The organism is Halomonas sp. SL1, assembly GCF_003030865.2.
GTDB lineage: Bacteria > Pseudomonadota > Gammaproteobacteria > Pseudomonadales > Halomonadaceae > Halomonas > Halomonas halophila.
Genome location: NZ_PYUQ02000012.1, coordinates 78,045 through 104,739 on the forward strand (window position 1 = coordinate 78,045; position 26,695 = coordinate 104,739).

Below are 26,695 nucleotides of genomic sequence, written 5' to 3' on the forward strand. Positions count from 1 at the left end.
GCGCCCGGCGGAGATTCCGCCGGGCGCCGTCTCTTGTGCCGACCATGCGAATCAGCCGAAGTCGGCGTCGCGCAGGCGTCCGAAGTAGGCATCGTCGCCGATCTGGCCGCCCTTGAAGGCAACCTGCAGACCATCGAAGGCGGTCTCGTCGGCGTGGGCAAGGCACAGCGGCGAGCCCGGCGTCTGCGGCAGCGGACGGCAGGTGGTGAGGGCATGAATGCCCAGTTCGTGGAGGGCGTGGCTCGAGGTGTCGCCGCCGGCGACCACCACGCGGGTGAGGCCCTCGGCGAGTACCAGCTCGCGCAGCAGTCGGCCCAGTCCGCGTCCCAGCGCGTGACGCGCGTCTTCGCCCGACAGCGTCGGCAGGCTGCCATCCGGTCCCAGGGCGGTGTAGATCACCACGCTGAGCCCGTCGTGCAGCGCCGTCAGCGCCTGTTGGCGGGCCTCGTCGAGCGCGGCCGATGCCGTTTCGGCGTCGGCCAGGCGGGCCGCGTCGAGGGCGATGCCGCGAAAGCCGTTGGCCTCGGCCCAGCGGATCTGCCGGGCCGTGGTTTCGGAGCAGCTGCCCGAGACCACCGCGATGCGCTCCACCGGAGCGGGCTCCTCGAAGGGGGCGGGGGCCGCGTCGACGATTCCTTGCCGGCGCCATTCCGCGAGCAGCGCATATTCCACCCCGGAGGAGCCGACCACGAAGCCGCCCTGCGGCGGTCGCGTGCGCCACATCTGGTGGCCCGCGGCCGCCTGGCTGGCGGGGTCGAGTACATCGAAGAGCAGCGCCTGGTGGCGTGCCCGGGCCTCGTCCACGCGTCGGTCGGCCGCATCGTCGGTCAGGGTCCGGAAGTCCACGAGGCCCGTCTCGAGGTCGGTCTGGGCGGCCAGATGCCGGCGCAGGTCGGCCTCGTGCATCGGCGTTACCGGATGCTGCGACATGATCGGATGACGGTCGATGCGATACACCTCGCCCCAGGCCGTGGCGAACAGCTGGCCGAAGGCGGTATAGCGGCCGAGCTGGGGGGCGCCGACCACGATCGGCACGCAGGCCTGATCGTGGAGGCGGCGGCCGATCTCCAGGGCGCGGCCGATGCTGCCGGTCTCCGGGGCGCTGTCGAAGGTCGAGCAGGTCTTGTAGTGGCACAGTGCCGCGCCGCGTTCGCGCAGCCAGGTCAGTGCCGGCACCAGATGCCGATCCATCCAGGCCGGCGACTCGCTGCGGCTGGTGCCGGCCAGGCCGATGGCGCGGCAGTGGCGAAAGCGGGCCAGCTGGTCGGCATCGGGGAGGGCGGTGAACAACACGGTATCGACGCCCTGGCTGCTCAGGGCCTCCATGACGTCGGTGGAGCCGGTCAGGTCGTCGCCGTAGTAGCTGATCAGCGTCGTGTCGTGGTCGGGTCTCATCGGCGGAAGGTCTCCAGGGCGCGGGCCAGTTGACGATGTTCGCGGGCATAGGCGTCCAGCTCGATGCCTGCCACGGCGGCCTCCCAGGCTTGGCGCAGGCTATGCACGCCGGCGCCGATGCCGTCGGGATGCGCCATGATGCCGCCGCCGGCGCAGAAGATCAGATCGGTGCTGTCGACGGCGCGATAGGTATCGGCGGCCTGGTCGGCGGTCTGGCCGGAGGAGAACACCGGCATCACCTCGCAGCCCGGTGAGGGCGGGGCGAACATCGGCGTCAGGCAGGTGCGGGCGCTGGCGATGACGCTGGCGTCTTCCTCGCTGAACTTGTTGCTCAGCCCGTTGACGTGGATATGGTCGACCCCGGCCAGTCGCCACAGTTTCTGGTAGGCGACGAAGCTCATGCCCAGGTGCGGCGAGCGGCTGAAAATGCCCCAGCCGGCGCGATGGCCGTGCAGTGCCACTTGGCAGTGGCGGCGCAGCCGGGTGATGCCGGCGAGCCCGACGGCGTTGAGCGCCGCCATCACGCAGCTGCCCCCGGCGGCGACCACGTAGTCGTGATGCTCGCGCATCTCATCCAGGTCGCCGGTGATGTTGAAGGCGTACATCACCCGGCGCCCGGTGCGCTCGGCGTGTTCGCGGATCACCGGCATCACGGCGTCGACCCGCGCCTTGAGCGGATTGTGCGGGCCGTTGGCCTGCAGTTCATCGTCCTTGATGAAGTCGATTCCACCTTCGACAAGTTCGCGGACCACCTCGGCCGTGGCGCCGGGTGACAGGCCGACGCTGGGCTTGATGATGGTGCCGATCAGCGGGCGTTCGCTGATACCGGTCAGCTCGCGGGTGCCGGCGATGCCGAACTGCGGTCCGGGATAGGCGTCGGCGAAGGGCGCCGGCAGTTCCAGGTCGAGCAGCTTGAGCGCCGAGAACTCCTTGAGCTCGAACAGGTTGCCGGCCACCGTGGCCACCAGGGTGGGAAGCGAGGGGCCGAGATTGGCGAGCGGCCAGGACAGCGTCACCCGGGCGCGCCGATAGACGGAATGTCCGTCGTCCACCAGCGGGGCGGGGATGGGCAAGGACGGAGTCGCCACGCTGTCCAGCGGCTCGATGGCCTCGACGCGGGCGCCGTGATGCTCTCGCAGTTCGTCGGTCTCGCTGGCGAGACGCGTGAAGGTGCCACAGGACTGCTCGCCCGCCATGACCGCGGCAGCGTGCTCCAGAGGGTAGGGCGTCTCGATCAGGTAGCTGGCACGAATACGATCGCTCATGGCCGCCCCCGTCAGGTGATGCGCTGGATGCTGTCGGCGATGGCGTCGCGCTCGAAGACCTGTTTCCAGTCGTCGCGCATCAGCATCGGCTTGCCGTTCTCGATGGCCTTGTTGCAGGCATCGGAGAAGGCGCCGGGCTGCTCGTCGAAGATCACCGCGCCGAGGATATTCATGTGGCCGAGCAGGAAGTCGCGCGCGCACTGCTCGGAGACTCCGCGGGTGACGACTTCGTCCATGGCCTCGCGCATCACCGCCAGCAGGGTGGCGCAGACGGTCTCAGACAGGCCCGGCTCGAGCAGCGCCATCTCGTCGACGCTGACGCGATGCGAGCGGCCGACCGGCGCGTAGATGGTCCGGGCGATCCGCTCGCCCAGGGCGAAGCTCTCCTCCGGCCCCTGCATCAGGGCACTGACGATATGCTGGGTTGCCTTGTAGCCGCCGAAATAGTCGCGCTTGGCCTCCAGCTCGGTCTCGTCGTTGAAGATCGGCGGATGGCAGGGATGGGTGACGAAGTAGGTGAGGTCCTCGCGCTCCGGCAGGTGGCCGGCGAAGGGGGCGGCGGCGTCGAGGGTCACGAGCATGGTGCCGCTTTCCATCAGCGGGGCGAGCTGCGCGGAGATGCTGCCGATCAGGGTGTCCGGGACGGCCAGGATCACGGCATCGGCCCCGGGAACCGCCTTTTCGGCGGCCATGCAGTCGATGCCCAGCTCGCTCTTGAGGCGTTCGCGCCCGGCGTCGCTGACCTCGACGTGACGCACGCTGAAGTCCGACGACTGCAGGTTGCGGGACAGGCGAAAGCCCATCTTGCCGCCGGCACCGATCAACGCAATGGTAGTCATGGGGCTGTCTCCTCGGGTCGTTGTGGAGTGTTGTTGTGAACGTCTTGCGAGCGCGCTGTGACATACAGACGCAGGGCGTCGAGCCAGGACGAGCATTTTTCTCGCTCAACTGGTATGATGACAATATAAGTTGACGTGACTGTCAAACACGACCTTGGTGGCATTCGCTATGCCGGCGTGCCGCGAGATGCGTATGCTGTGCCCCTGTTTTCGACCCTGATGAAGGCCAGACACATGAGCGATGCCCTGAAGATCTCGCGCAGAAAGCTGTCCGACGAAGTCTTCGATCGGCTCTATGCGATGCTGCTGAACGGCGACTATGCCCCCGGTGATCACCTGCCTTCGGAGCGCGAACTGATGGAGCGCTTCGGCGTGGGCCGGCCCGCCATTCGCGAGGCCATGCAGTCTCTGGAACGCCTGGGGCTGGTGTCGATCCAGCACGGACAGCGTCCCAAGGTGACCATGCCCACGGCGGAAGGCATGCTGTCTCAGATCGAGCTGACGGCCATGCACATGCTGTCCAACTCGCCGCAGTCGCTGGAGCATCTCAAGGAGGCCCGGGCCTTCTTCGAGCTGGGCATGGTGGCGCGGGCCGCCAGGGCGGCACGCGAGGAGGATGTCGCTCACCTGCAGGAGCTGCTCGAGCGTCAGCGCAGCGAGCTCAACCGTGACATCGGGGCCTTCATCAAGGCCGATATGTCCTTCCACTCTGCAATCGTCGAGATCACCGGCAACCCGATCTTCATCGCCATCAGCCACGCGATGCTCAACTGGCTGGCCAACTTCCACGCCTCCGTACTGCACTGGAAGGGCAGCGAGCACATCACCCTCGAGGAGCACGGGCGCATCCTCGATGCCATCCGCCAGAATGACGAGGCCGCCGCGGTGAGAGAGATGCGGGCGCATCTGGACCGGGCCCGCAGCCTGTATCACCTGTCCTGATACGCTGGCGCGGCATCCTTGGCCCATGAGCCGTGATCTTTCTCCCCTGATCGGCAGCGTCGAGCGCTCCTATCCGCTCGACTGCCTGAGCGATACCCACGACTACCACCAGCTGCTGGTGGGGCTCGGCGGCCGCGTGGACGTCGAGGTCGAGGGGCGTGGCGCCGCCATGGGCCCGGGGAGCGTGTGCCTGATTCCCGCCGCGGCGACCCATCACTACCTGGGGCTCGATGCCGACAATCGCTGCCGCGTGCTGGATCTGCCCGTGGGCGAGGCCGTGGATACGCTGTTCGAGCGAATTCGCTTCCTGCGCCTGGCGCCGGAGGAGGCCGCCGGACTGGACGATGAGCGGTTGCTGGCGCGGCTCGGTGGTGCGCCCGCGTGGCGGGGACCACGGCTCAACATGGCGAGCCTGACCCGGCGGGTCCAGGCCGACCCGGCGGCGCCCTGGAGCCTGGCGCGGCTGGCCGAGGCGTCACGGCTCTCCGAACGGCAGCTGCGTCGCAGTCTCACCGAGATCACCGGCCTGACGCCCTGGCAGTGGCTTACGCGGCAGCGACTGGCACTGGCCGAGCGGCTGCTGATGACCAGCGATGCCTCCCTTACCGAGATTGCCCTGGCCTGTGGCTTCGCCGACGGCGCCCAGTTCAGCCGCCACTTCCGGCGCTGGCGCGGGCAGCCGCCGAGCGCGTTTCGTCGCGTTCGGTGACGGCCGAAATCGACAAGCCTTCGTCTTTCTCGTCCCCCATACTGCCCAGCCGACCCGCGAATGGAGAATCGAGATGTCGGCTGTTTCCCCCGCCGAGGCGCGCCGTGCCACCCTGTGGGGCGCCAGTACCGTCCTGAGCTGGGCGACGCTGGCGCTGTTCACCCAATGGGCCGGCCCGGTGCCGCCTTTCCTGCTGACCGCGCTGTGCTTCGGCCTGGCCGGCGGCCTAGCGCTGCTGGTGTTCCTGCTGCGTGGCGAGAAGCGCGCCCTGGCCGAGGCCTTCCGCCAGCCGCCGGCGGGCTGGCTGCTGGGAGTGGGCGGGCTGTTTGGCTATCACCTGTGCTACTTCATCGCCCAGCAGAACGCGCCGGCGGCCAACGCCGGGCTGATCAGCTATCTGTGGCCGCTGCTGATCGTGATCCTGGCCGGCTGGCTGCTGCCCGGCGAGCGCCTGCGCGGGATTCACCTGGTGGGCGGCGTGTGCGGCTTCATCGGTGCGGGGCTGCTGGTGGGACCCGACGGCTTCGACTGGTCCGGCGAATACACGCCGGGCTATCTGGTGGCGCTGCTGGCGGCCTTCATCTGGAGCGGCTATTCCGTGGCCTCGCGGCTGCTGTCGCGGATTCCGACCACGGCGGTGGCCTGGAATTGCCTCGGCGCCGCGGTGCTGGCGCTCGCCTGTCATCTGGCCTGGGAGCCGCTCGGCTGGCCGGAAGGCGCCAACCTGTGGGCGATCCTGGCCCTGGGGCTGGGTCCCGTGGGCAGCGCCTTCTTCACCTGGGATCTCGGCATGAAGCGTGGTCACGTGCGGCTGCTGGGGCTCATGTCCTATGCCACGCCGCTGTGCTCGACCCTGGTGCTGATCGCCGCCGGCCTGGCCGCCCCCAGCCCGACGCTGTTGCTCGCCGCGCTGCTGATCTGCGGCGGGGCGCTGATCGGTAGCGGCATGTTGAGCGGTCGCAAGGACCGGCGATCGCCGGAGGCGACAGACTCGTCGCGGTGATAACGCCCGCCGCGTGGCTGGGCACGTTCAAGAGATAAGGAGAACACCCTCATGGAACAGATCGCATGGGCGGACTTCGCCAGGGTCGAACTGCGCGTGGGCACCATCGTCGAGGCCGAGGTCTTTGCCGAGGCGCGGCGGCCGGCCTACAAGCTGCGGGTCGACTTCGGCGAGGCCATCGGGGTACGCAAGTCCAGCGCCCAGATCACCGAGCTGTACGCGCCGGACGAGCTGGTCGGCAAGCAGGTGATCGCGGTGGTCAACTTCCCGCCGAAACAGATCGGCCCGATGACCTCGGAGTGCCTGGTCACAGGCTTTCACCGCGAGGATGGCGCCGTGGCGCTGGCCGTGCCCGATCTGGGGGTGCCCAACGGGGCACGGTTGGCATAGAGCATACCCATCCTGACGACGACGGGGCCGCCTTCTGGGCGGCCCCGTTGCGTTGCGGGAAGGAGGAAAGGTCAGCTGGTGTTCAGGCCGGCCGGGTGACGTAGCGCGTCTCCAGATAGGCCTCGAGCCCCTCGCGGCCGAGCTCGCGACCGATGCCGCTGCCTTTCATGCCGCCCCAGCCGAGCCCGGGCGGGGCGATCTGGCCGGTGTTGCACCAGACGTTGCCGGCGACGAGGCGGGATGCCAGGATTTCGGCTCGTGCATCGCTGCCGGCGACCACGCTGGCGGCCAGGCCGAAGGCGCTGTCGTTGGCCAGCGCCACCGCCTCGTCGTCGTTTTGGAAGGTCCGTGCGCACAGCACCGGCCCGAACACCTCCTCGCGCCACAGCCGGCTCGCGGTCGGCACGTCGCGGAACACCCGCGGGGCGACGAAGTGGCCATGGTCGGGCAGGGCGATCGGCGTCGCGGTCGGCGTGAGCCCCTCTTCCTCGGCCTCCGCCAGGTAGGCGCTCACCCGGCGGCGCTGGCCGGCGTTGACCAGCGGCCCAAGGGTGGTCGCCGGGTCATGCGGATCGCCGGCGACGAGTTCGGCCACGGCGGCGTCCAGCCGCGCATGCAGGGCGTCGGCGACCTGTTCGTGGACCAGCAGCCGCGAGGTGGCCGAGCACATCTGGCCGGCGTTGTAGCAGAAACCGGCCAGCACCAGCGCGGCGGCGTGATCCAGATCGGCGTCCTCGGTGACGAGAATCGGCGACTTGCCGCCGAGTTCTAGCGAGACGTTGCGGGAGCCCCGGGTCGCCGCGGCCATCACCGCCTCGCCGACCCGGTTGCTGCCGGTGAAGGACAGCTTGTCGATACCCGGGTGGGCGGCGATCGGCGCGCCGACGTTGCCGCCGTCGCCGTGCACCAGGTTGAGCACGCCGGGCGGCAGGTCGATGGCCTCGGCGATCTCGGCCAGCGCCTGCTCCGGCAAAGGGGTGACCTCGGAGGGCTTGAACACCACCGTGCAGCCGGCGGCCAGCGCCGGGGCCAGCTTCCAGGCGCTGCTGACCAGCGGGAAGTTCCAGGGCGTGATCAGCCCGGCCACGCCGGCCGGGTCCCGGTAGCGGCGCGATACCAGCCCCGCCTCGCCGGTGTCCACGGCCTCGCCCTGGCGTTCATCCAGCGCGCGGGCCTCGCCGGCGTAGTAGCGGTAGCAGGCGATGGCGTCGGCCAGATCCTGTTCGGCCTCGGCCAGTGGCTTGCCGTTGTTGCGGCTGGACAGCGCCGCGAGCTCGTCGCGGCGCGCCACCAGCGCCTCGGCCAGGGCGTCCAGGCTGTCGCCGCGCGCGGCACCACCGAGGGCGCGCCAGCCGGCCAGGGCGCGCCGGGCCGCGCTCACCGCGGCGTCGACGTCCTGCGGCGAACCGGCGGTGACCTCGGCGATCACCGTCTCGTGGTAGGGGGCGCTGACCGGCAGGCGCCGGTGGCCGCGGCTTTCCACCCAGCGGCCGTCGATGAAGTGTTGGGTCAGTGCTTGCATGGGGCGTTCTCGACTCGGCGGAGGGGGAAGCGGCGGCGCGTCGGCTGCATGCCGGGGAAGTGGTGCTCGACCTGGCGCAGCACCAGGGTCAGCACCACCGTCATGGCCAGGTAGATGCCGGCGATCAGCATCAGCGGCTCGTAGACCAGGAAGGTCTCGTCGCGAATGATGTTGGCGGCCTGGAGCAGGTCCATCAGGGCGATGGTCGAGACCAGCGGCACCGACTTGAGCAGCAGGATCATCTCGCCGGTCAGGGTCGGCAGACAGCGCTGAATGGCGCGCGGCAGCCACAGCCGGGCAAACACCTGGAAGGGCGTCATGCCGAAGGCGCGGCCGGCCTCGCGCTCGCCCGGGGGCACGCTGGCCAGGGCGCCGCGCAGCACCTCGCCGGAGTAGGCGCCGACGCTGAGGGTGAAGGTCAGGGCGCCGTAGAAGAAGGGATCGCGCAGCAGCGGCCAGATCATGCTGTCCTGCACGCCGGGAATGCCCTCCAGCAGCCGTCCCACGCCGTAGTAGAAGAAGAACAGCTGCACCAGCAGCGGCGTGCCGCGCATCACCACGGTGAAGCCCTTGGCCAGCATGGCCAGCGGGCGCGGGCCCTTGAGACGCGCCATGGCCACCGCCACGGCCAGCGCCAGGCCGCCCACGGCGGAGACGGCCAGCAGCCACAGGGTGTTGACGAAGCCCTCGATCAGGTACTCCTGATAGAACGGGTCCTGAAGCCAGGAAAAGTCCATGTCATGCCTCCTCGCCGGTCGGCTGGCCGCGGCGCACGCGCTGCTCGAGGCGCGTGAACAGCGCCGTGGAGCTCAGCGTCATGGCCAGGTAGATGACCCCGGCGGCGGCGTAGAACAGGAAGTGCGCACGGGTGCTGGCGGCGGCCTGCTGGATGGTGAAGAACAGCTCGCTGAAGCCGATCACGCTGATCAGCGCGGTGTCCTTGATCAGGATCAGCCACAGGTTGGACATCCCGGGCAGGGCATGGGGCAGCATGGCCGGGACGACGATGCGGTGGAAGCGGTCCCAGGCGGAGAAGCCGAAGGCGTCGGCGGCCTCGAGCTGACCGCGGGGTATCGCCTGGATGGCGCCGCGCATCACCTCGGTCATGTAGGCGCCCTGGACGAAGGCCAGCACGCCCACGGCGGTGACGAAGCCGTTGATGGCGACCTGGCCGGGCAGCCCCATGGCATTGGTCAGGGCGGTGAGCGCCTGGGAGCCGGCGTAGTAGAGCAGGATGATCAGCAACAGCTCGGGGACGGCCCGTACCGCGGTGGAGTAGGCCGTGGCCAGGCCGCGCAGCGGTGCCCAGGGGCTGAGCCGGGCGCTGGCGCCGATCAGCCCCAGCACCAGGCCGATGGCATAGGCCAGCACGGCGATCTCGAGGGTCGTGAGCGCCCCCTGAAGGATCGGGCCGGCCCAGTCGAGCAGCCCCTCTTGGGAAACGTGGTTCATGGGGAAATCGTGTCCTTGATGAGACAGGGCGGGGCCGGCGGCCGCGAGGGCCGCCGGACGAGCGTCGTCGAGGAACGAATCAGGTGCAGATGTCGGTGTCGAAGTACTGTTCGGACAGGGCGCGGCAGGTGCCGTCCTCGCGCACCTTGGCGATGGCGGCGTTGAGGTCGGTCTCCAGGGTGTCGTCGTCCTGGCGGATGCCGATGCCGACGCCCTCGCCGTAGGCCTCGTGGCGCGGCGCGGTGGCCTTGATCTCGAAGCCCTCGGCCTCGTCGCGCTCGAGGAGTTCGGTCATGGCGATCTTGTCGGCCAGGATCACGTCCAGGCGGCCGGACAGCAGGTCGCGGTTGACCTGTTCGGCCTGATCGTAAAGGCGGATGTCGCCGACCTGGTCGCGCAGGGCGCGGCGGGCGTAGGTCGCGTTGGTGGTAGCGGCCTGTACGCCGAGCACCTTGCCGTCGAGGTCGTCCGGGCCGGCAAGCGTCAGGTCCTCGGCGGCCACGAAGGCGCCCGGGGTGAAGTAGTAGGGCTCGCTGAAGTCGATGACCCGCTGGCGGGCCGCGGTGATCGACATGGAGTTCATGATCATGTCGATACGCCCGGCCTTGAGCGAGGGAATGATGCCGCTCCAGCCGGTGGGGGTGATCTCGCAGTCGCGTTCCATGGCCTCGCAGATGGCCATGCCCAGCTCGACCTCGAAGCCGGTCCACTCGCCCTCGGAGGAGGTGTAGGTGAACGGCGGGTAGGGTTCGGCGGAGATGCCGATCTTCAGCGGTTCGCCGGCCTGGGCGGTGGCGGAGAGGCCGAGGGCGGCCGCGGCGGTCAGGGCGATCAGGGGACGGTTCATGCAGTTCTCCTTGGTATTGTCGTGTCGGGCGTGAGTGACTCTCTGCTCGTGGAAGCGATGAGCTGTTCCGGCGACAAGCCCCGGGGTGCCGGACCATAGCGAGGCGCTGTGAACCCATCCCTGGGCGCTACTTTTGCCCTGCGGCGCTCTTGCATCCTGCGCCGCTTGCAGGGCCGGGGTTGACCATCCTTGGCCAACCCGCTCGGCGGGAAGAACATTCACCGAATGTTCTTCTCCTTCCGCCTCGCCCATGGCAAAAACCCTCGCTACGCCTTGTCCCCGGTGCTCATCTCGTCGGGCAGGAGAGCCAAAGGGGATGGGAGGCATTCAGGCCGCTGGCGCGACGAAGCGCCGGCAGCGCGGATCCTGGCTCTCCTCGAAGATCTGGCGCGGCGAGCCGGCCTCGCCGACGAAGCCGCGGTCGAGGAACACCACCTGGTCGGACACTTCGCGGGCGAAGGCCATCTCGTGGGTCACGAGCACCATGGTGCGACCCTCGGCGGCCAGGTCGCGGATCACGCCGAGCACCTCGCTGACGCGTTCCGGGTCGAGCGCCGAGGTGGGCTCGTCGAACAGCAGCAGTCGCGGCTCCATGGCCAGCGCCCGGGCAATCGCGACCCGCTGCTGCTGACCGCCGGACAGGAACCCCGGGTAGCCGTCGCGCTTGTCGGCCATGCCGACGCGCTCCAGGTAGTACTCGGCGCGCTCGATGGCCTGGCGTTTCGACAGGCCCTGCACGCGCATCGGCGCCTCCGTGACGTTGCCCAGCACCGTGAAGTGGGGCCAGAGATTGAACTGCTGGAAGACCATGCTGACCTTGGCGCGCAGCTGCTGCAGCTGGCGCCGGTCGAGGCCGACGATGTCGCCCTGGGGATTGCGGTCGAATCGAATCGTCTCATCCGCAATCGCCAGATCGCCCTGGTCGGGGCGTTCCAGCAGGTTGAGGCAGCGCAGCAGGGTGCTCTTGCCCGAGCCGCTGGCGCCGATGATCGAGGTAACGCTGGCCTCGGGAACCTCGAGAGACACGTCGCGCAGCACCTCGAGATCGCCGTAGCGCTTGACGAGGTGTCGGGCCTCCACCGCCAGGCGGTGCGAGGCGTCAGTGGAAGGAGTTTGTAGCGATGACGTCATAGGCGACTCATTCGATGGTGGAAAGGGTGCCGGCACGGGCCTGCTCGGCGACGCGCGCCAGGCGGCGGCAGGCGTCGTCGAGACGGGCCGCGTCGACGGTGAGGCTCAGGCGCACGAAACCGGCGGCGGAGGGGCCGAAGGCCTCGCCGGACAGTACCGAGACGCCCTGCTCGTCGAGCAGGCGGTCGGCGAAGGCCTGGGACGACAGCCCGGTGGCACGGATATCGATCATCAGGAACATGCCGGCGGCGGGCGTGATGACCTTCACCGACGGACAGCCGCTGAGCGTAGCGACCACCGCGTCGCGCCGGCCGCGGTAGGTTTCGCGCATGGCGTCGAGCTCGGGCAGGGGGGCACTCAGGGCGTCGCGGGCGGCGTCCTGGATGAAGTCCGGGCAGCCGTAGAGCATGCACAGCGCGAGGTGGCTCAGATGCTCGATCAGGGGTTCCGGGCCCAGCACCCAGCCCAGCCGCCAGCCGGTCATGGCATGGGACTTGGAGAGGCTGTCGATCACCACGGTGCGCTCGGCCATGTCGGGCAGGCTCGCGGCGCAGACGTGATCGCCCTCGAAGATCAGCTCGGCGTAGACCTCGTCGGAGATCAGCCACAGGTCGTGGCGCCGGCACAGCGCGGCGATGTCGGCCCAGGCCGCGGCATCGATCAGCTGGCCAGTGGGATTATGGGGACTGTTGAGCAGGATCGCCTTGGTGCGCGGGGTGATGGCCGCCTCCAGGTCGGCCACGTCCAGGCGGAAGCCGGCGTCGCCGCGCAGCGGGATATGCACCATGCGAGCGCCGGTGGACTGCAGCACCGCCTCGTAGGTGACGTAGCTCGGCTCGGGGACGATCACCTCGTCGTCCGGATCGAGCAGGCACTGGGCGGCGGCGTAGAGACCGCACTGGGCGCCGGCGACCACGATCAGGTGCTCCGGTGTGACGGCCATGCCGCGCTTGCGGTAGCGCTCGGCGATGGCCTCGCGCAGGGCCCGCTTGCCCTGCACGTCGGGGTAGTGGGTGGCTCCGGCGCGCAGGCTGGCTACGGCGCCCTCGACGATCGGCGCCGGGGTGTCGAAATCCGGGTCGCCCACCGACAGCACGGTGATGTCCTCGCCGGCGGCCCGGCGGGCCAGGGCGCGGTTGTGGATGTCCCAGGCGGCGGCGCCCTCACCGGCGATCCGCTGGGTCAGTCGGGAATAACGCATCGTTGTCTCGCTCTGTCGTGTCAGCGGGTCGTTTGAGCCCGGGGGGCGTCACCGGTCAGGCGGCGTCGTTCGGCCTGCCAGGCCCGGTCGGTGCCGCCGGGACTCTCGGCCCAGGCCTCGTACTGGCGGGCGACGTGCTCGGCCATGGCCGGCGATGCCTCGAGCAGCGGCCGGCCGGTGGCCTGGGCGGCCAGCTGGGCCTGGCAGCTGCGCTCGAGATCGCGCATGCGCAGGAAGGCCTCACCGACGCTTGTACCGCAGGTCAGCAGGCCGTGCTGGCGCAGGATCATCGCCGAGTGAGGACCCAGGTCGGTGGCCAGGCGCTCGCGCTCGTCGAGATCCAGGGCGATGCCCTCGTAGTCGTGGTAGGCGAGCCGCTCGTGGAACTGCAGCGCCCACTGATTCAGCGGCAGCAGTCCCTCGGCGAGGCTCGATACCGCGACCCCGGCCACGGTGTGGGTGTGCAGCACGCAGGCCACCTCGGGACGGGCCGCGTGCAGGGCGCTGTGGATGGTGAAACCGGCCGGATTGATGCCGAATCCGGTGGGGTCGTCGAGCACCTCGCCGTCGGCATTCACGATCACCAGGTTGTCCTCGCGGACTTCCTCGAAGCGCAGCCCGAAGGCGTTGAGCAGGAAACGTTCGCCCGGCAGGCGCGCGGAGATATGGGTGGAGATGCCGTCGTCCATGCCGTCCAGGGCGATAAGCCGATAGGCGGCGGCCAGGTCGCGGCGGATCTCGCGCTCGTGCTGGGCAAGGGTCACAGGCTGGCCTCCACGGCGCTCAGGGCGTCGTCGCCCTCGCGGGTGGTGACGCCCTCGAGGAAGCTGGCCACGCGCTGGGGATGGGCGACCAGCCATTCATGGGCGACGTCCTCGAGCTCCCGTTCCTTGAGGCTGTATTCGAGGATGAACTCGCTCTGCTCGTCGGCGGAGAGTTCGAATTGATCGAGCAGCCGGATCAGGTTGGGATTGGCCTCGGCATAGTCCTTGGCGACGATGGTCTTGACGTCGCTGCGGCCACCGTCGGCGCCGAAGATGTTCGCCGAGTCGTCGAGGATGCGGGCGTCGTATTCGGGCACCATCCAGTGCGGGGTCCAGCCGTAGAACAGGATCCAGCGCTCCTGCTCGACGGCGCCGTTCACCTCGCTGAGCATGCCGGGGGTCGATGAGGCCATCAGCTTCCAGCCTTCGAGCCCATGGGTGTTGCTGTCGATGGCGCCCTCGATCATGTCGGTGACCGTGGAGCCGCTCTCGATGCTGTAGATGGTGCGCTCGAAGCGTTCGGCGACCTCCGGGTCGGCGAGCTGTTCGGCACGGGTGATGCCGGCCTCGTAGACGTAGTCGGGGACCGCGAAGCCCATGCGGGCACCGTTGACGTTGTTGCCCAGGTCGACGATGGCGTCGGCCTCCATGGCGGCGTCGTAGCTCTCCTGCTGGGCGGGCATCCAGCCGGCCAGGAAGGCGTCGCTGTCGCCGCTCTGCAGCGTGCTGTAGCCCACCGTCGAGCTGATTTCCAGGGTCTCGGTGGTGTAGCCCAGCGGCTCGATGAGCTGGGTCATGATCTCGCTCTTCACGGTCACGCCGGGCCAGGGCGGCACGACCAGGCGCAGGCGGTCGTCGCGGTCGGCGGCCAGTGCCGGACCGGCCAGGCTCAGGCCGGCGATCAGGCTCAGGGTCAGAGTCTTGGTATGCGTCTTCATTCCTGGACGTCTCCTTGTGTCGTGGGCCGGTCTCGGCCGGCCATGAGGTGGGAGATTTCCCAAGGTGTCAGAGCGATGCCGTCCAGGCGGTGGCATCGACCTCGATGATCAGCGGGCTTTCCGCCTCGCAGAGCCGGCCCAGGGCGTCGTGCAGGCTCGCCGGGTCGGTGACGCCGACATGGCGGCAGTCGTAGGCCTCGGCCAGGGCGCGGAAGTCCGGGGCGGCCAGGTCGACGCCGAGATGCGGCACCTCGCTCATCGACATGTAGCGGCGGATCTCGTCATAGCCGTCGTTGTTCCAGATCACCAGCGCCACCGGCCGGCCCAGGTCGCGGGCAGTGCCGAGTTCGCCGAGCACGAACTGCAGGCCGCCGTCGCCGACCAGGGCGACCACCGGCTGGTCGGGCCTGGCCACGGCAGCGCCCAGGGCGGCGGGCAGGCCGTAGCCGAGGGTGCCGAAGCCGGTGGCGGCGTTGAACCAGCGCCTCGGCGCCGGCATCGCGGCCAGGAAGTTACCGGCGTAGACCGGGCCGGTGGAATCGCCGACCACGATCGCCTCGGGCAATGCCTCGCGCAGGGTGGCGTAGAGCGGTACATAGGGGGCGAGCTCCGGGTCCGCGCCCAGCGCCAGGGCCTCGCGCACGGCCTCGGCGCGAGCGGCCCCGTCGCGGTCCGCGGCATCCGGCAGGACATCGAGCAGCCCGCGCATCGCCTGGCCGGCCTCGGCGAGCAGGGCGAGATCCGCGGTCTGGTTGCGGCCCAGCTGCTGCGGATCGATGTCGATGCGGATCAGCCGACCGCCGAGCCGGAAGCCCCCGTCGAACACCAGGTCGTAGTCGGTCTCCCCGAGTTCGGTGCCGATCGCCAGCACCACGTCGGCCTCGGCGGCCAGTCGGCGTGCCGCGGGCAGGCTCTGGGTGGCGCCGAGATCGAGCGGATGGTCGCGGCCGAGCACGCCCTTGGCGTTGATGGTGGTGAAGGTCGGTGCATCGAGGCGATCGACCAGAGTCCGGGCGAGCTCCGGCACGGCGGTGGTACCGCCGCCGAGCAGCACCAGCGGGCGCCTGGCCTCGACCAGCCAGTCTCCGGCTCTTGCCAGTGCCGCGGGGGCCGGCGCCGGCGGAAACACCGAGGTCGGTGTGGCCACGGTATCGGGGGCCGGCGCGGTCATCACGTCGAGGGGAATCTCGACGTGGACCGGGCCCGGTCGGGCGCTCGCGAACACCGCAAAGGCGCGGGCCAGCACTTCGGGCAGCGCCGCCGGGTCATGCAGGGTGTGGCTGAACACGCTGACGCCGGCGAGGGTCTCGCCCTGGTGCGGCATCTCGTGCAGCCGGCCCTGGCCGCGGCCCAGGGTGGCGCGCTGGTTGACGCTGGAGATCACCAGCATCGGCACCGAGTCGGCCAGGGCCTGGCCCATGGCGGTGGCGATATTGGTCATGCCGGGGCCTGAGATGATGAAGCAGGCCGCGGGCTGACCGCTGGCACGGGCGTAGCCGTCGGCCATGAAGCCGGCGCCCTGTTCGTGGCGCGGGGTGACGTGGCTCAGGCCACTGTCGCCGAGGGCACGATACAGCTCGATGGTATGCACGCCGGGGATGCCGAAGGCGGTGTCGACGCCGTGGGCCTCGAGCAGGGCGATGAGGTGCTGGGCACAGTTCATGAACGGGGTTCCTCCTCGACGATGGGCGGCAGACCGCCGAAGGGCGCGCGCGTCAGCACCCGTTCCACCATCGGCACGAAGTGCTCGAGCGGCAGGGTGTCGTAGTCGGGGTCGAAGCTGGCCTGATCCCAGTCGTCGCAGAAGCGCACCGTGCGCTCGTAGGCCGGATGGTCCCTGAACTGATCCCGGGCGTGGCGATCCAGGCCGAAGTAGTGGCGGTAGTGATAGCCCTGGAAGAGCTCGTGATGACGGATCATCCAGGCGTTGAGCGGATCGATGAACGGCTCGAGGATGCCCGCGGCGATCTCGGCGTGGTTGGCCGGTGCCAGGTCGTCGCCGATGTCGTGCAGCAGGGCGCAGACCACCATTTCCTCATCGGCGCCGGCTCGCAGGGCGCGGGTGGCGGTCTGCAGGCAGTGCTCGAAGCGATCCACGGGATAGCCGTGGGTGTCGCCGGCCAGGCGGTGAAGGTGTTCGAGCACGCGGCGGGGGGCGTCGTTGACGTAGTCGCGGAAGCGGTCGTCGATCAGCGCCCACTCGTCGCGGTTGGCCTCGCCGAAGTGGCGGAAACGGGCCTGGTTCATGCGACCTCCTCGGGGGTGGTGATGTCGGTCAACTGGTGGCGCAGGGTCAGGCGGCGGCTGGCGGTGCTGTCGCGATCGACGTAGCCCTGGCGCAGGTGGCGCACGCCGCCGGCCAGTTCAAAGGCGCGGCGGCCGTGGAACAGGCGATAGTTGTCCATGATCAGCATCTGGCCCGGGTCCAGCTTGAGATGCACGGTGAGCTCGTCGGAGGTGATCAGCGCATAGAAGGCGTGGCGCGCGGCGTAGTAGCGCTCGAGCTCATCGGCCGGCAGGGCGTCGACCTGCTCGGTGCGGTTGTTGAAGCGCACGCGGCTCACCCGACCCTGGCTGTCCAGCTCGATCAGCGGACCCTCGCTCTCCAGCCAGGTGCTCTCGTCGCGATAGCGGAAGCGCGGGGACACCCGGGTCAGGCAGTCGAAGGCCGCCGGGTCGCGTTCGCGCAGCACCTGGGCCGCGCGGTAGCCATCGACCAGGGTGTTGTCCCCCCCGTCGGCGGCGTTGGTCAGGCAGTGCAGCCAGATATAGCCGGGGATCGGATCGCGGTAGGGGTTGTCGGTGTGCGGCTCCAGGCCGCGCTGGGTCATGGTCAGGTCATAGGCGTTGGCCACCGACTTGACGTCGGCGATGCCGCCCCAGTTGGTGTGACGCAGCGGGCCGATGCGGTCGATCAGCGCCTGCATGCCGTGTTCGTCCGCAGGCACGCCGGACACCAGGGCGACGCCATAGCGGTGCAGGCCGTCGAGCATCTCGAGCAGGGCGGCATCGTCGGCGACGGCGGCGGCGAAGTCGGCTCGGGGCGGGCCAGACAGCTCGGCGTCCCACAGGGTGCGGCCCGGCACGATATCGCTCGGCCCGGTGTCATCGGCAACCACGGCGGCGAGCGGAAAACGCGTCGCGTGACCGTCGCTGAAGCGCAGGGCCAGGGCGTCGCCGTCGCATTCGGCGTGCAGCAGGGTGAGGTCGAGCGGCAGCTCGGCGGCCTCGATCAGTCGCTGGCCGGTGCCCGGATCCAGGGTCTCGGCGTCGGGCGAGCGCTCCCGCAGCCACATGGCCGCGAGCTCGCGAGAACGTCCGTCGAGGTCGAGGATCAGGCGCTTGCCGTCGTCGGACAGCGCTACCTTGGCGCTTGAGGTCATGGCGATGAATCTCCGGGTGATCAGGGCTTGAGCGGTCGTGGTCAGCGGCGCCGGTGACGTGACACCCCTGTACCCTAACGTCGGTTCAGCGGTAGAATTTGATAAAATTCGCCATAAGGTTGATGAATTTGGACGTAGGCGAGGAGGTTTCCGCCGTCTGGCCCTATCCGCGGCCGGATTCACCGCCACTGCTGTCGCCGGAGCAGGCCGAGCAGACGCTGGACGTCTGGCTGTTGCCCAAGTTCTCGATGCTGACGCTGTTCTGCATGCTCGAGCCGCTGCGGGTGGCCAATCGCTTCGGGCGGGAACTGTTCGCCTGGCGGCTGCGCTCGGTGGATGGCGAGGGCGTGGTCGCCAGCAATGGCGTGTGTATCGAGGTGGATGGCCGGCTGGCCGACGCGCCGGACGATGCCCACCTGATGGTGGTGTCGTCCTACGAGGCGGAGGCCACGGTGATGGCCCAGGACCGTGCGGTGCTGCGCCGGATCGCGGCGCATGGCGGCTGGCTGGGTGGGCTGGACACGGCGCCCTTCATCCTGGCGCGGGCCGGAGTGCTGGAGGGGCATCGCGTGGCCATGCACTGGGAGAGCGTGCCGGCTTTCCGGCGTGAGTTTCCCGCTCTCAGGATCAGTCGGCGTCGCTTCTCGTCCGATGCGACGCGCCAGACCGGCGCCGGTGGCACTACCGGGATCGACATGATGCTGGATCGCATCGCCCGGGATTACGGGCCGGCGCTGGCCGATGCAGTGAGCCGTCAGCTGGTCCATGACCGCCACGATGCCTCGAGCGGTGCAGACGGCGGGGAGGGCGAGGATGGAGACGCGATCGGCGAGGTGACGCCATCACACTACGCGAACCTGCCGCGTAGCGTGGTGAAGAGTCTGGCGGTGATGGAAGCCAACCTGGCCAAGGCACTGCCCATCCCCGAGATCTGCCGCCTGGCGGGTCAGTCCCAGCGGCAGCTGTCGCGGCTGTTTCTGGCGCATTTCGGCGAGACGCCCAAGCAGTGCTACCTGGGGATGCGGCTCGACCGGGCGCAGCGATTGCTCTCGGCCAGCCACGCCACGGTCACCGAGGCCGCCCTGGCCAACGGTTTCAGCCACCTTGCGCACTTCTCCCGGGCCTATCGGGCGCGCTTCGGGGAAGCGCCAAGAGAGACGGCGGCCCGAGGCCCCGGCTAGGGAGACGAGGCCCGGGTCAGGCCTCGACGCCGATGCGCCGCTGCCGGCGGGCGCGCTGCACCATGCGATAGCGCGAGCGGATCTCGTCGCGCTCCATGTAGCAGCCCTGCAGCCAGCGATGGCCGGTGCTGCCCTCGAAGGCGTCGCGGGCGTGCAGCAGGCGGCGGTTGTCGAAGATCACCAGGTCGCCGGGCGCGTAGGTGAAGCGAATGGCGAAGGCCGGGTCGCGCAGCAGCCGCTGCAGTGCCATCAGCGCCTCGTAGGCCGGCTCCACGTCCTCGAAGGCGGTCTGCAGCGGGCCGCGCAGGAAGTCGGCGATGCGTACCTCAAGCAGCTCGCCGCGGGCGTCGAGGCGGATCATCGGCTCGAACCACACATGGTCGGTGGTCCTGGCGGTGTTGGCGTAGCACCAGCGCACCCGGGTCAGGGTCTCCCAGGCCTCGGGGTTTCGCTCACGCAGTGCCTCGGCCACCGCGAAGCCGTCGAGCATCACCGCCTGGCCGCCCTCCACGCTGTTTTCCAGGCAGTGCAGCATCTGCAGGCCCGGATGGTACTCGCGGGTCGGCAGGTCGGTGTGGGGCGGCAGGGCGATGGAGGTGTAGGCGTTGGAGTCCGGGTCCGGCTTGGCCTTGACGTTGAACAGGCCGCCGAAATTGGTATCGCGGATCGGGCCGATGCGATGGGCGATGGCCTCCAGCGAGCCGGGCTCGGTGGGCAGGCCGCGCAGTCTTACCAGCCCCTTGCCGAGCACGCTCTCGAGCGCCGGCGCGAGGATCGCCTCCTCGGCCTCGCTGGCGGGGGCGGTATCGAGCAGGCCGCTGGCGTCGAGGGTGTCGGGGCCGGCATCGGGGCTGCCGTGCCAGAGGGTCACCGGGACCAGCGGCGCCTCGGGATCGCCGGCGTTGTCGTAGTCGTGGGCGCGCAGCCAGCCGGGGTGGAAGCGCAGGCGGCGGTCCTCGGGAGCGAAGGTCACGCACAGCGCGCCGGCGGCATCGATGTCGGCGCCTTCGATCTCCGGCCATGCCGGCAGGGCCGAGAGGTCCAGGATGCGCTCGCGGGTCGCGGGATTGACGGTGGTCTCGTCGGCGGCGTTCTCGCGCAGCCAGATGCCGTGATAGCGGCTGACGCGGCCGTCGCTCCAGCGCACCGTGACCAGGCGCGAGGTGAAGGAGACGGCATCGAGGTCGGCGTCGATCGGCCAGGCGTCGTAGTCGGGGGTGAGGGGCAGTGCGGCGTCGGTCATGGGGGATCTCCCGAGCGATGTATGTTGCGGCTCAGGATGCCAGCGCAGTCCCGTGGGCTAGCGTCATGATTCGACGCCGACTGTGCACGATTCGACAGATAGGCGCTAGGCGAGGCGTTTTACGAAACGTTGCCGATGACCAGCCAGTCGTCCTCCACATGCACCGGCACCGGGTCCAGGGCGCAGCCCGTCCCCAGGCCGCCTACGCCTTCGCCGCTGCGCGTGGCGAAGGCGGCGTCGTGGTTGGTGCAGCGCAGTGTCTCGCCGTCGTCGCTGAGCAGGCGGTTGCCGCGCTGGTCGAGGGGCAGGTACTGGTGCGGGCAGGCGTTGACGTAGGCGACCAGGGCATCGTCGGCGAGGCGCACCACCAGCAGCGGAAAGCGGCCGCGCTCGCTCTCCACGGTCAGGCTCAGGTGTCCGTGCTCGGGCAGATCGATGGCGGGTGCGACGCGGGTGCCGAAGGGTGGGGCGCTGCGGTACTGCTGCCAGGCGGCTGTCATGATGGGGTTCCTCTGATCACGGTTCATTTGGTTTCAAGTGAAACCGTATGGGCATCCGTGTGTCAACGCGGCGAACGTCCTGGGGTATCGGAGTTCAGGTGTCGGAGGCCGGGTATCGGGGCTCAGCGTCGCTGTCGAAGTTCGCTGGGCGTCATGCCATGCCGTTGGCGGAAGGCGCGGGTGAAGCTGGAGGCGGAGGCGAAGCCGCTGGCCAGAGCGACGTCCATCACGGAATGCCGGGTCTCCTGCAGCAGCCGCCGGGCGTGGTCCAGCCGACGCGCCAGGTAGGCCCGCTGCGGCGACGTGCCCAGATGACGGGCGAACAGACGATCCAGCCGCCGCCAGGAGAGGTCGAGCTCGTCGGCCAGTCGGCGAATCTCCAGCGGCGTGTCCAGATTGGCGTCCATCAGGTCGAGGGCGCGGTGGAGTGTCGGATCCTCGGGGGCGGCAGGGTCACGCTGGCGGCTGGCCGGGCGTCGGCCCTGGTCGTGCAGCAGCTGGTCGCGGACCCGCTCGGCCAGCTCGCGGCCGTGGCGTCGTCGGATCAGGTCGAGACTCATGTCGATGGACGAACTGCCACCGGCGCAGGAAAAACCCTCCGGCGTCACCTCGTAGAGCGACTCCACCGCGTCGATGCCGGGAAAGCGGGCACGGAACTCGGGCAGCGATTCCCAGTGCAGCGTCACCGTCTGGTCGTCGAGCAGGCCGGCGGTGGCCAGCACGAAGCAGCCCGTGTCCATGCCGCCAAGCCGGCAGCCCGCCGCGGCGCGCTCGCGCAGCCAGTCGACCAGCGTCTGGTCGATGGCGGCTTCCGGCTCGAAGCTGGCGCACACCGCCAGGCTGGGCGCGAGCGGGGCCTCATCCAGGGCGTGATCGACCGCCAGGGTCATGCCGTTGGAGGCGACCACCGGCTCGCCGTCGCGGCCGATCAGCCGCCACTCGAACAGCGGCCGACCGCTGATGCGATTGGCGATGCGCAGCGGTTCGATCGCCGAGAAGAACGCCACCATGGCGAAGCGCGGCAGCAGCAGGAAGTCGATCCGCTCCGGTGCGGGGACGTTGGGCGTCAGTCTCATGGGCCTCGTGGCGGCAGCGGGGTAGGGTGCACCACGATTGTAGAGCCGGCGCCGGGGGATGCAATGTCGAGCGGTGACCGCCCGGCAGGCTTGTTCCTTCACCTGGGGCCGGTCATCATGTCGGCCCTTTCCTTGCCGTACATCCGCTGCCATGCGCCTCGACTATGCCGGCCCGCTGCCCGAGCCGATCGGGTTCCTCCTGCTGCCCCGTTTCTCGATGATGGCCTTCTTCTCGGCCGTGGAGCCTCTGCGCATCGCCAATCGCATCAGCGGTCGGCCGCTGTTCGAGTGGACGCTGATCAGCGAGGACGGCGGGCCGGTCACGGCTTCCAACGGCATGACGCTGCTGGCCGATCAGGACATCGAGGCGCGCTATCATCCCGCGTCGCTGGCGGTCTGCAGCGGTTTCGATCCCGAGCGTTACCTGAGCCGTGGGCTGATGCGCTGGCTGCATCGGCTGGACGGGGCCGGCTGCGCGTTGGGCGGGCTCGATACCGGCGGTTTCCTGCTGGCCGCGGCGGGGCTGCTGGAGGGCGAGCGGGTGACCCTGCACTGGGAGAGCCTGCCGGCCTTCCGCGAGCGCTTCCCGGCGATCGAGACCTCCGACGAGCTGTTCGAGCTGGGCGAGCGGCGCTTCTCCTGCGCCGGCGGGGCGGCGGCCATGGACATGGCGCTGGACGTGATCGCCCGGCGTCACGGGCAGCGGCTGGCTGTCGACGTGTCCGAACAGCTGATTCACGAGCGCATGCGCACCCGTCACGATTCACAGCGCATGACCCAGGCGCGGCGCCTGGCCACGCATAGCCCACGGCTGGCGGAGGCCGTCGAACTGATGGAGCGCCACCTGGAAACGCCGCTGACGCTGGAGGACGTGGCGAGCCGCAGCGGCGTCTCGCTACGACAGCTGCAGCGGCTGTTCGAGCGCGAGCTGGGACGCTCGCCCCGTGACTGGTACCTGGCGCTGCGCCTGGCCCGGGCGCGTCAGCTGCTGGAGGAAACGGACCTCGAGGTGCTCGGCGTGGCCCTGGCCTGTGGCTTCACCTCGAGTTCCAGCTTCTCGCGGGCCTTTCGCCAGCACTTCGGTGCCTCGCCGCGGGAGGTGCGGCGAGGCTGAGGCGGTCGACTACACCTCCGCCCACATTCTCAGCAGATTCGCCAGGCTCTTGGACAGCATGTCGAAGGTCAGGGTCTTGCCGTTGGCGTCGAACTCCTGGCGGCGAGTGGTATCCAGGTCGAAGAGGATCTCGCGCTGCTGCGGGTCGCGGACCTGGCTCTGGGCCCAGCCCACCGCGGCAAGGCGCTCGCCGCGGGTGACCGGTTCGACGCGATGCAGGGTCGAGGAGGGATAGAGGATCAGTCCGCCGGCCGGCAGCTTGTAGGTCTGCTCGCCGGCGGGGGTGTCCATCAGCAGCTCGCCGCCGTCATAGCTGTCCGGATCGTTGAGGAACAGGGTGAACGACAGGTCGGTGCGCATGGCGCCCTGGGGCGTGGCCATCACCGCATCGTCGACGTGGTTGCCGTAGGTCATGCCTTCCTGGTAGCGGCTGAACATCAGCGGCTTCATTCGCTTCGGGCGCGCCGCCATCTGGAACAGCGGATGGTCGTGGAGGGCCTTGGTGACCTCCTGGCGCAGTTCGGCGATGTCGGGGTGACGGCCGTCGGCCTGCTGGTTCTGCTTGACCGTGCGTGCGTGCCAGCCGGCGGTCTCGCGTCCGTCGCGGAATTCGCTGCCGGCCAGCGTGGCGCACACGCGGGACAGCAGCTCGGAAGGGATGGCCTGGTCGATGCAGAGGATCACGGTCGGTGCTCCGGGAGCTGAGGATGTGTCGCGGATTATAAACGACTGTGAATCGTTTGCATTACACTTCCTGAGGTAGCACCCTATGGCCGCTTGAGTCGGCCTCAGGGCCGCGTGTCCCGGCAATCACAACATCAAAAGGAAGCGTCCATGTCTCACTCTACTCGAACCAAGCTCTGGGTCGGCGTTGGTACCACTGTCCTGCTGGGGGCCGGCACCGCCAGTGGGGCGGAGCCCGATGCTTCGGCGGCGTTCACCCAAGGCCCCGACCAGCCGATGCTGGCACACGCCGACCATGGCGATGAAGGCGGCGAATACGGCCATCACGGCGGCGAAGGTGGCGAGGGTGGCGAAAGCGGTCACCACGACGGCGGTGAAGGCGGCGAGGGTGGCGAAAGCGGTCACCATGACGGCGGCGAAGGCGGCGAGGGTGGCGAATCCGGCCATCACGGCGGCGAAGGTGGCGAGGGTGGTGAATCCGGCCATCACGGCGGCGAAGGCAGCGAGGGTGGTGAATCCGGCCATCATGGCGGTGAAGGCGGCGAGGGTGGTGAATCCGGCCATCACGGCGGCGAAGGCGGTGAAGGCGGTGAAGGCGGTGAAGCCGGTGCCTCGGCCGATCCCTACGCCGTCTTCGCTTACCTGAACGCTTCGGCCGGCGGAGAAGGTGGTGAAGGTGGTGAAGGTGGTGAAGGTGGTGAAGGTGGTGAAGGTGGTGAAGGCGGCGAAGGTGGTGAAGGTGGCGAAGCCGGCCACGTCATGAACGTCACCAATCCCGGCGTCTATGCCACCAACCTCGCCATGATGAAGGGCCACCTGACCGTGGCGCGCGAGCTCTACCAGGAAGGCGAGCAGACCGCTGCCCAGCCGCACTTCGGTCATCCGATCCATGAACTCTACGAGCCCATGGCGCCGGCCTTCGAGGAACGCGGCGTCGACGATGTCGAGCCCGCTCTCAAGGCGCTGATCGCCGATACCCGCGAGGGCGGCGAGTGGGGCAGCCATGACGAGGCCTATGAGGCGGCATTCGATGCCATCGATGGGGCGCTGGAGACGGTCGACGCCGATCTGCGCGGCGACGTGGCCTTCCAGAGCCGCATCCAGCTGGCGCTGCTGAGCCAGGCCATGCACGAGTACGAGGAAGCCATCGGCGACGACGGCGAGTTCGTCAACGTGCTGGAATATCAGGACAGCTTCGGCTTCGTGCAGATCGCCCGCGAGCAGCTCGAGCAGCACGCCGACCTGTATGATGACGAGACACGGGACGAGCTGATGGCGGCCTATGACGCCACGCTGAAGGCCTGGCCGTCCGTGGTGGCGCCCGCCTCGCCGGTGATGACGCCGGGCGAGCTGTCCGCCAGCCTGTTCAAGCTGGAGGCCACTCTCGGCCAGTACTGAACGTAGCGAGATATGTCGGGGCGTTGGCCCCGTGATGAAAGGCCCGATCCGGCGATGCCGGATCGGGCCTTCCTGTTGCCTGCCCTGGTGATCGATAGGACCGTGCTAGCGTTTCGCCGCCGATGCAGGCGCGCGACGCGACTCGCGCAGCAGCGAGAGCAGCACCCCGCCGGTCATCACCAGGATGACCACGCTCAGCGGCAGTGCGGCGGCGATCAACGCGGTCTGCAGCGCCTTGAGGCCGCCGGCCACCAGCAGTGCTGCCGCCACCAGCCCGATCACCACGCCCCAGAAGACCCGGAAGCGCTGCGGCGGCTCCTCGTTGCCCAGCGACAGGATGGTGGTCAGCACCAGGGTACCGGAGTCCGAGGAGGTGACGAACCAGCTCATCAGCAGGAACACCATCAACGCCGAGAGCACCCAGCCGAGGGTGCCGGTGCCGGCGATGCCGTCGGCGCTCTCGAACAGCGCGGCCGGCAGGTTCCAGGCGTTGACCAGCTCGATGATCCCGCCGCTGCCCGGGCCGCCTGCGGCATGCAGCTCCTGGTAGAGGGCGTTGCCGCCGAATATGATCAGCCATACGAAGATGATCAGGGTCGGCACCAGCAGCACGCCGAGCACGAACTCACGCAGGGTGCGGCCCCGGGAGATGCGTGCGATGAACAGGCCGACGAACGGTGCCCAGGCCAGCCACCAGCCCCAGTAGAAGATGGTCCACCCCTGTTGCCACTCGGTGGTGCCGGGCTCGTCGGCGAACCAAAGTCCCATGGGAAGGAAGTTGACGGCGTAGTCGAGCACCGTCTCGCCGAAGGCGCTCACCAGCCACAGGGTCGGGCCGCCGATCAGGAAGGCGCCAACGACCACCACCGAGACCCAGATGTTGAGCTCGGAGATCACCTTGATGCCTTTCTTCACGCCCGAGACCACCGAGAGGATCGAAATCAACGAGATCACGGCGATCAGGGTCAGCTGGGTGTCGAGGCCCGCGCCGATGCCGACCAGACGCTCCAGGCCCACTGCCATCTGGCTGACGCCCAGGCCCAGCGAGGTGGCGACGCCGAACACGCAGCCGAGTACGCCGAGGATGTCCACCAAGTGGCCGACCGGTCCGAAGATGCGTTCGCCGATGAAGGGATAGAGCGCCGAGCGCAGCGCCAGCGGAAGCCCCTTGCGGTAGGCGAAGTAGGCCAGTGACATGCCGACGATCACGTAGATCGCCCAGCCGTGCAGCCCCCAGTGAAACACCGAGACGCGCAGCGCATCGATGGCGCGCTCGTGGTTCATGGCGGTGGCCCCGGCCATGTCGGCATGGGGATTGTTGGGGTAGCCGAAGGCGCCGGCGTTGTCGAAGTAGAAGACCGGCTCGGCCACGCCGAAGAACAGGATGCCGATGCCGATGCCGGCCGAGAACAGCATCGAGAACCAGGCGAAGTTGCTGAAGTCGGGGCGGCTGTCGTCGGGGCCCAGGCGCACGCTGCCGTAGCGGCTGACCACGATGAAGGCGCACACCGCCATCAGCAGCATCACGGTCACCAGGTAGTAGCCGCTGAAGGTGCTCTCGATCCAGGCACGGGTGGTGCCGAACAGGCCGCCGGCCAGGTCCGGCATCATGCCGGTGAAGAGCACGAATGCCAGCACCAGCAAGGCCGCGGTGATGGTCATGCCCTTGTGCATGCCGCTGAAGACACCATTTTGCGACAGTTCGGTGATCATGTAGT

At 69.1% G+C, this 26,695-nt stretch carries 27 protein-coding genes; 7 read left to right on the forward strand and 20 right to left on the reverse strand.

Annotated elements, in window-relative coordinates:
• Positions 1-51: 51 nt before the first annotated feature.
• The 3 genes from C9J49_RS06655 to C9J49_RS06665 are packed head-to-tail and all read right to left on the reverse strand — an operon-like array spanning position 52 to position 3,499.
• Positions 52-1,395 carry a four-carbon acid sugar kinase family protein gene (locus tag C9J49_RS06655; protein WP_046078049.1) on the reverse strand — a complete coding sequence of 448 codons (1,344 nt, stop codon included), beginning with the start codon at positions 1,393-1,395 and terminating at the stop codon, positions 52-54.
• Positions 1,392-2,660 carry a ribulose-bisphosphate carboxylase large subunit family protein gene (locus C9J49_RS06660; protein ID WP_107181483.1) on the reverse strand — a complete coding sequence of 423 codons (1,269 nt, stop codon included), beginning with the start codon at positions 2,658-2,660 and terminating at the stop codon, positions 1,392-1,394. The genes C9J49_RS06655 and C9J49_RS06660 overlap by 4 nt, the downstream gene beginning before the upstream one ends.
• A gap of 11 nt (positions 2,661-2,671) precedes the next feature.
• A complete protein-coding gene (locus tag C9J49_RS06665) occupies positions 2,672-3,499 on the reverse strand; it encodes a phosphogluconate dehydrogenase C-terminal domain-containing protein (protein WP_107181482.1) in 828 nt (275 codons plus the stop codon).
• Between the two features lie 234 nt (positions 3,500-3,733).
• On the opposite strand from C9J49_RS06665, the gene nanR reads away from it, so the two are divergent.
• The 4 genes from nanR (at position 3,734) to C9J49_RS06685 (ending at position 6,543) form a co-directional block, all read left to right on the forward strand.
• A complete protein-coding gene (gene nanR / locus C9J49_RS06670) occupies positions 3,734-4,441 on the forward strand; it encodes a transcriptional regulator NanR (protein ID WP_046078052.1) in 708 nt (235 codons plus the stop codon).
• 25 nt (positions 4,442-4,466) lie between these two features.
• A complete protein-coding gene (locus C9J49_RS06675) occupies positions 4,467-5,150 on the forward strand; it encodes an AraC family transcriptional regulator (protein WP_107181481.1) in 684 nt (227 codons plus the stop codon).
• A 73-nt stretch (positions 5,151-5,223) separates the two neighbouring features.
• A complete protein-coding gene (locus tag C9J49_RS06680; RefSeq protein ID WP_107181480.1) occupies positions 5,224-6,153 on the forward strand; it encodes a DMT family transporter in 930 nt (309 codons plus the stop codon).
• 51 nt (positions 6,154-6,204) lie between these two features.
• Complete coding sequence (locus tag C9J49_RS06685; RefSeq protein WP_046078054.1) at positions 6,205-6,543, forward strand: tRNA-binding protein; 339 nt, start codon at positions 6,205-6,207, stop codon at positions 6,541-6,543.
• Between the two features lie 82 nt (positions 6,544-6,625).
• Here the strand turns inward: C9J49_RS06685 and C9J49_RS06690 are convergent, their stop codons facing one another.
• From C9J49_RS06690 to C9J49_RS06740, 11 genes are all read right to left on the reverse strand, one after another.
• The gene (locus C9J49_RS06690; RefSeq protein ID WP_107181479.1) at positions 6,626-8,065 is read right to left on the reverse strand and encodes an aldehyde dehydrogenase family protein; all 1,440 of its coding nucleotides are present in this window, start codon (positions 8,063-8,065) and stop codon (positions 6,626-6,628) included.
• A complete protein-coding gene (locus C9J49_RS06695; protein WP_107181478.1) occupies positions 8,053-8,802 on the reverse strand; it encodes an ABC transporter permease in 750 nt (249 codons plus the stop codon). The genes C9J49_RS06690 and C9J49_RS06695 overlap by 13 nt, the downstream gene beginning before the upstream one ends.
• A gap of 1 nt (position 8,803) precedes the next feature.
• The gene (locus tag C9J49_RS06700) at positions 8,804-9,517 is read right to left on the reverse strand and encodes an ABC transporter permease (protein ID WP_035598240.1); all 714 of its coding nucleotides are present in this window, start codon (positions 9,515-9,517) and stop codon (positions 8,804-8,806) included.
• A 79-nt stretch (positions 9,518-9,596) separates the two neighbouring features.
• Entirely contained in the window at positions 9,597-10,364 is a 768-nt protein-coding gene (locus C9J49_RS06705; RefSeq protein ID WP_046078057.1) for a transporter substrate-binding domain-containing protein, read from the reverse strand.
• Positions 10,365-10,691: 327 nt separating this feature from the next.
• Entirely contained in the window at positions 10,692-11,495 is an 804-nt protein-coding gene (locus tag C9J49_RS06710) for an amino acid ABC transporter ATP-binding protein (protein WP_046078058.1), read from the reverse strand.
• 7 nt (positions 11,496-11,502) lie between these two features.
• Positions 11,503-12,696, reverse strand: a complete 1,194-nt coding sequence (locus C9J49_RS06715) for a pyridoxal phosphate-dependent aminotransferase (protein ID WP_046078059.1) — start codon at positions 12,694-12,696, stop codon at positions 11,503-11,505.
• Positions 12,697-12,716: 20 nt separating this feature from the next.
• Positions 12,717-13,460 carry a class II aldolase/adducin family protein gene (locus tag C9J49_RS06720; protein ID WP_046078060.1) on the reverse strand — a complete coding sequence of 248 codons (744 nt, stop codon included), beginning with the start codon at positions 13,458-13,460 and terminating at the stop codon, positions 12,717-12,719.
• Complete coding sequence (locus C9J49_RS06725; protein WP_046078061.1) at positions 13,457-14,398, reverse strand: ABC transporter substrate-binding protein; 942 nt, start codon at positions 14,396-14,398, stop codon at positions 13,457-13,459. Before C9J49_RS06725 ends, C9J49_RS06720 begins: the two co-directional genes overlap by 4 nt.
• A 67-nt stretch (positions 14,399-14,465) precedes the next feature.
• Positions 14,466-16,061, reverse strand: a complete 1,596-nt coding sequence (locus tag C9J49_RS06730) for a 5-guanidino-2-oxopentanoate decarboxylase (protein ID WP_046078062.1) — start codon at positions 16,059-16,061, stop codon at positions 14,466-14,468.
• Complete coding sequence (locus tag C9J49_RS06735; protein WP_107181477.1) at positions 16,058-16,645, reverse strand: HD domain-containing protein; 588 nt, start codon at positions 16,643-16,645, stop codon at positions 16,058-16,060. Before C9J49_RS06735 ends, C9J49_RS06730 begins: the two co-directional genes overlap by 4 nt.
• The gene (locus C9J49_RS06740) at positions 16,642-17,781 is read right to left on the reverse strand and encodes a TauD/TfdA family dioxygenase (protein WP_052719261.1); all 1,140 of its coding nucleotides are present in this window, start codon (positions 17,779-17,781) and stop codon (positions 16,642-16,644) included. The genes C9J49_RS06735 and C9J49_RS06740 overlap by 4 nt, the downstream gene beginning before the upstream one ends.
• A 122-nt stretch (positions 17,782-17,903) precedes the next feature.
• On the opposite strand from C9J49_RS06740, the gene C9J49_RS06745 reads away from it, so the two are divergent.
• Positions 17,904-18,962 carry a GlxA family transcriptional regulator gene (locus tag C9J49_RS06745; protein WP_046078063.1) on the forward strand — a complete coding sequence of 353 codons (1,059 nt, stop codon included), beginning with the start codon at positions 17,904-17,906 and terminating at the stop codon, positions 18,960-18,962.
• A gap of 16 nt (positions 18,963-18,978) precedes the next feature.
• Here the strand turns inward: C9J49_RS06745 and C9J49_RS06750 are convergent, their stop codons facing one another.
• The 3 genes from C9J49_RS06750 to C9J49_RS06760 form a co-directional block, all read right to left on the reverse strand.
• Complete coding sequence (locus C9J49_RS06750; RefSeq protein WP_046078064.1) at positions 18,979-20,205, reverse strand: TauD/TfdA family dioxygenase; 1,227 nt, start codon at positions 20,203-20,205, stop codon at positions 18,979-18,981.
• A 119-nt stretch (positions 20,206-20,324) separates the two neighbouring features.
• The gene (locus C9J49_RS06755) at positions 20,325-20,705 is read right to left on the reverse strand and encodes a Rieske 2Fe-2S domain-containing protein (protein WP_046078065.1); all 381 of its coding nucleotides are present in this window, start codon (positions 20,703-20,705) and stop codon (positions 20,325-20,327) included.
• A gap of 122 nt (positions 20,706-20,827) precedes the next feature.
• A complete protein-coding gene (locus C9J49_RS06760; protein WP_046078066.1) occupies positions 20,828-21,781 on the reverse strand; it encodes a GlxA family transcriptional regulator in 954 nt (317 codons plus the stop codon).
• Between the two features lie 151 nt (positions 21,782-21,932).
• Between C9J49_RS06760 and C9J49_RS06765 the strand changes: the two genes are divergently transcribed.
• Positions 21,933-22,895, forward strand: coding sequence for a GlxA family transcriptional regulator (locus C9J49_RS06765; RefSeq protein WP_107181476.1), 963 nt, complete (start codon positions 21,933-21,935; stop codon positions 22,893-22,895).
• A 9-nt stretch (positions 22,896-22,904) separates the two neighbouring features.
• On the opposite strand, the gene C9J49_RS06770 is transcribed toward C9J49_RS06765, so the two are convergent.
• Positions 22,905-23,579, reverse strand: a complete 675-nt coding sequence (locus C9J49_RS06770; protein WP_046078068.1) for a Fe2+-dependent dioxygenase — start codon at positions 23,577-23,579, stop codon at positions 22,905-22,907.
• Positions 23,580-23,705: 126 nt separating this feature from the next.
• Positions 23,706-24,335, reverse strand: coding sequence for a hypothetical protein (locus C9J49_RS17125; protein WP_181454253.1), 630 nt, complete (start codon positions 24,333-24,335; stop codon positions 23,706-23,708).
• Between the two features lie 3 nt (positions 24,336-24,338).
• On the opposite strand from C9J49_RS17125, the gene C9J49_RS17130 reads away from it, so the two are divergent.
• Positions 24,339-24,977, forward strand: a complete 639-nt coding sequence (locus C9J49_RS17130; RefSeq protein WP_181454254.1) for a hypothetical protein — start codon at positions 24,339-24,341, stop codon at positions 24,975-24,977.
• Between the two features lie 105 nt (positions 24,978-25,082).
• Here C9J49_RS17130 and C9J49_RS06780 read toward each other — a convergent pair whose 3' ends face one another.
• On the reverse strand, positions 25,083-26,690 hold the full coding sequence (locus tag C9J49_RS06780) for a BCCT family transporter (RefSeq protein ID WP_107181523.1): 1,608 nt from the start codon (positions 26,688-26,690) through the stop codon (positions 25,083-25,085).
• Positions 26,691-26,695 lie beyond the last annotated feature (5 nt).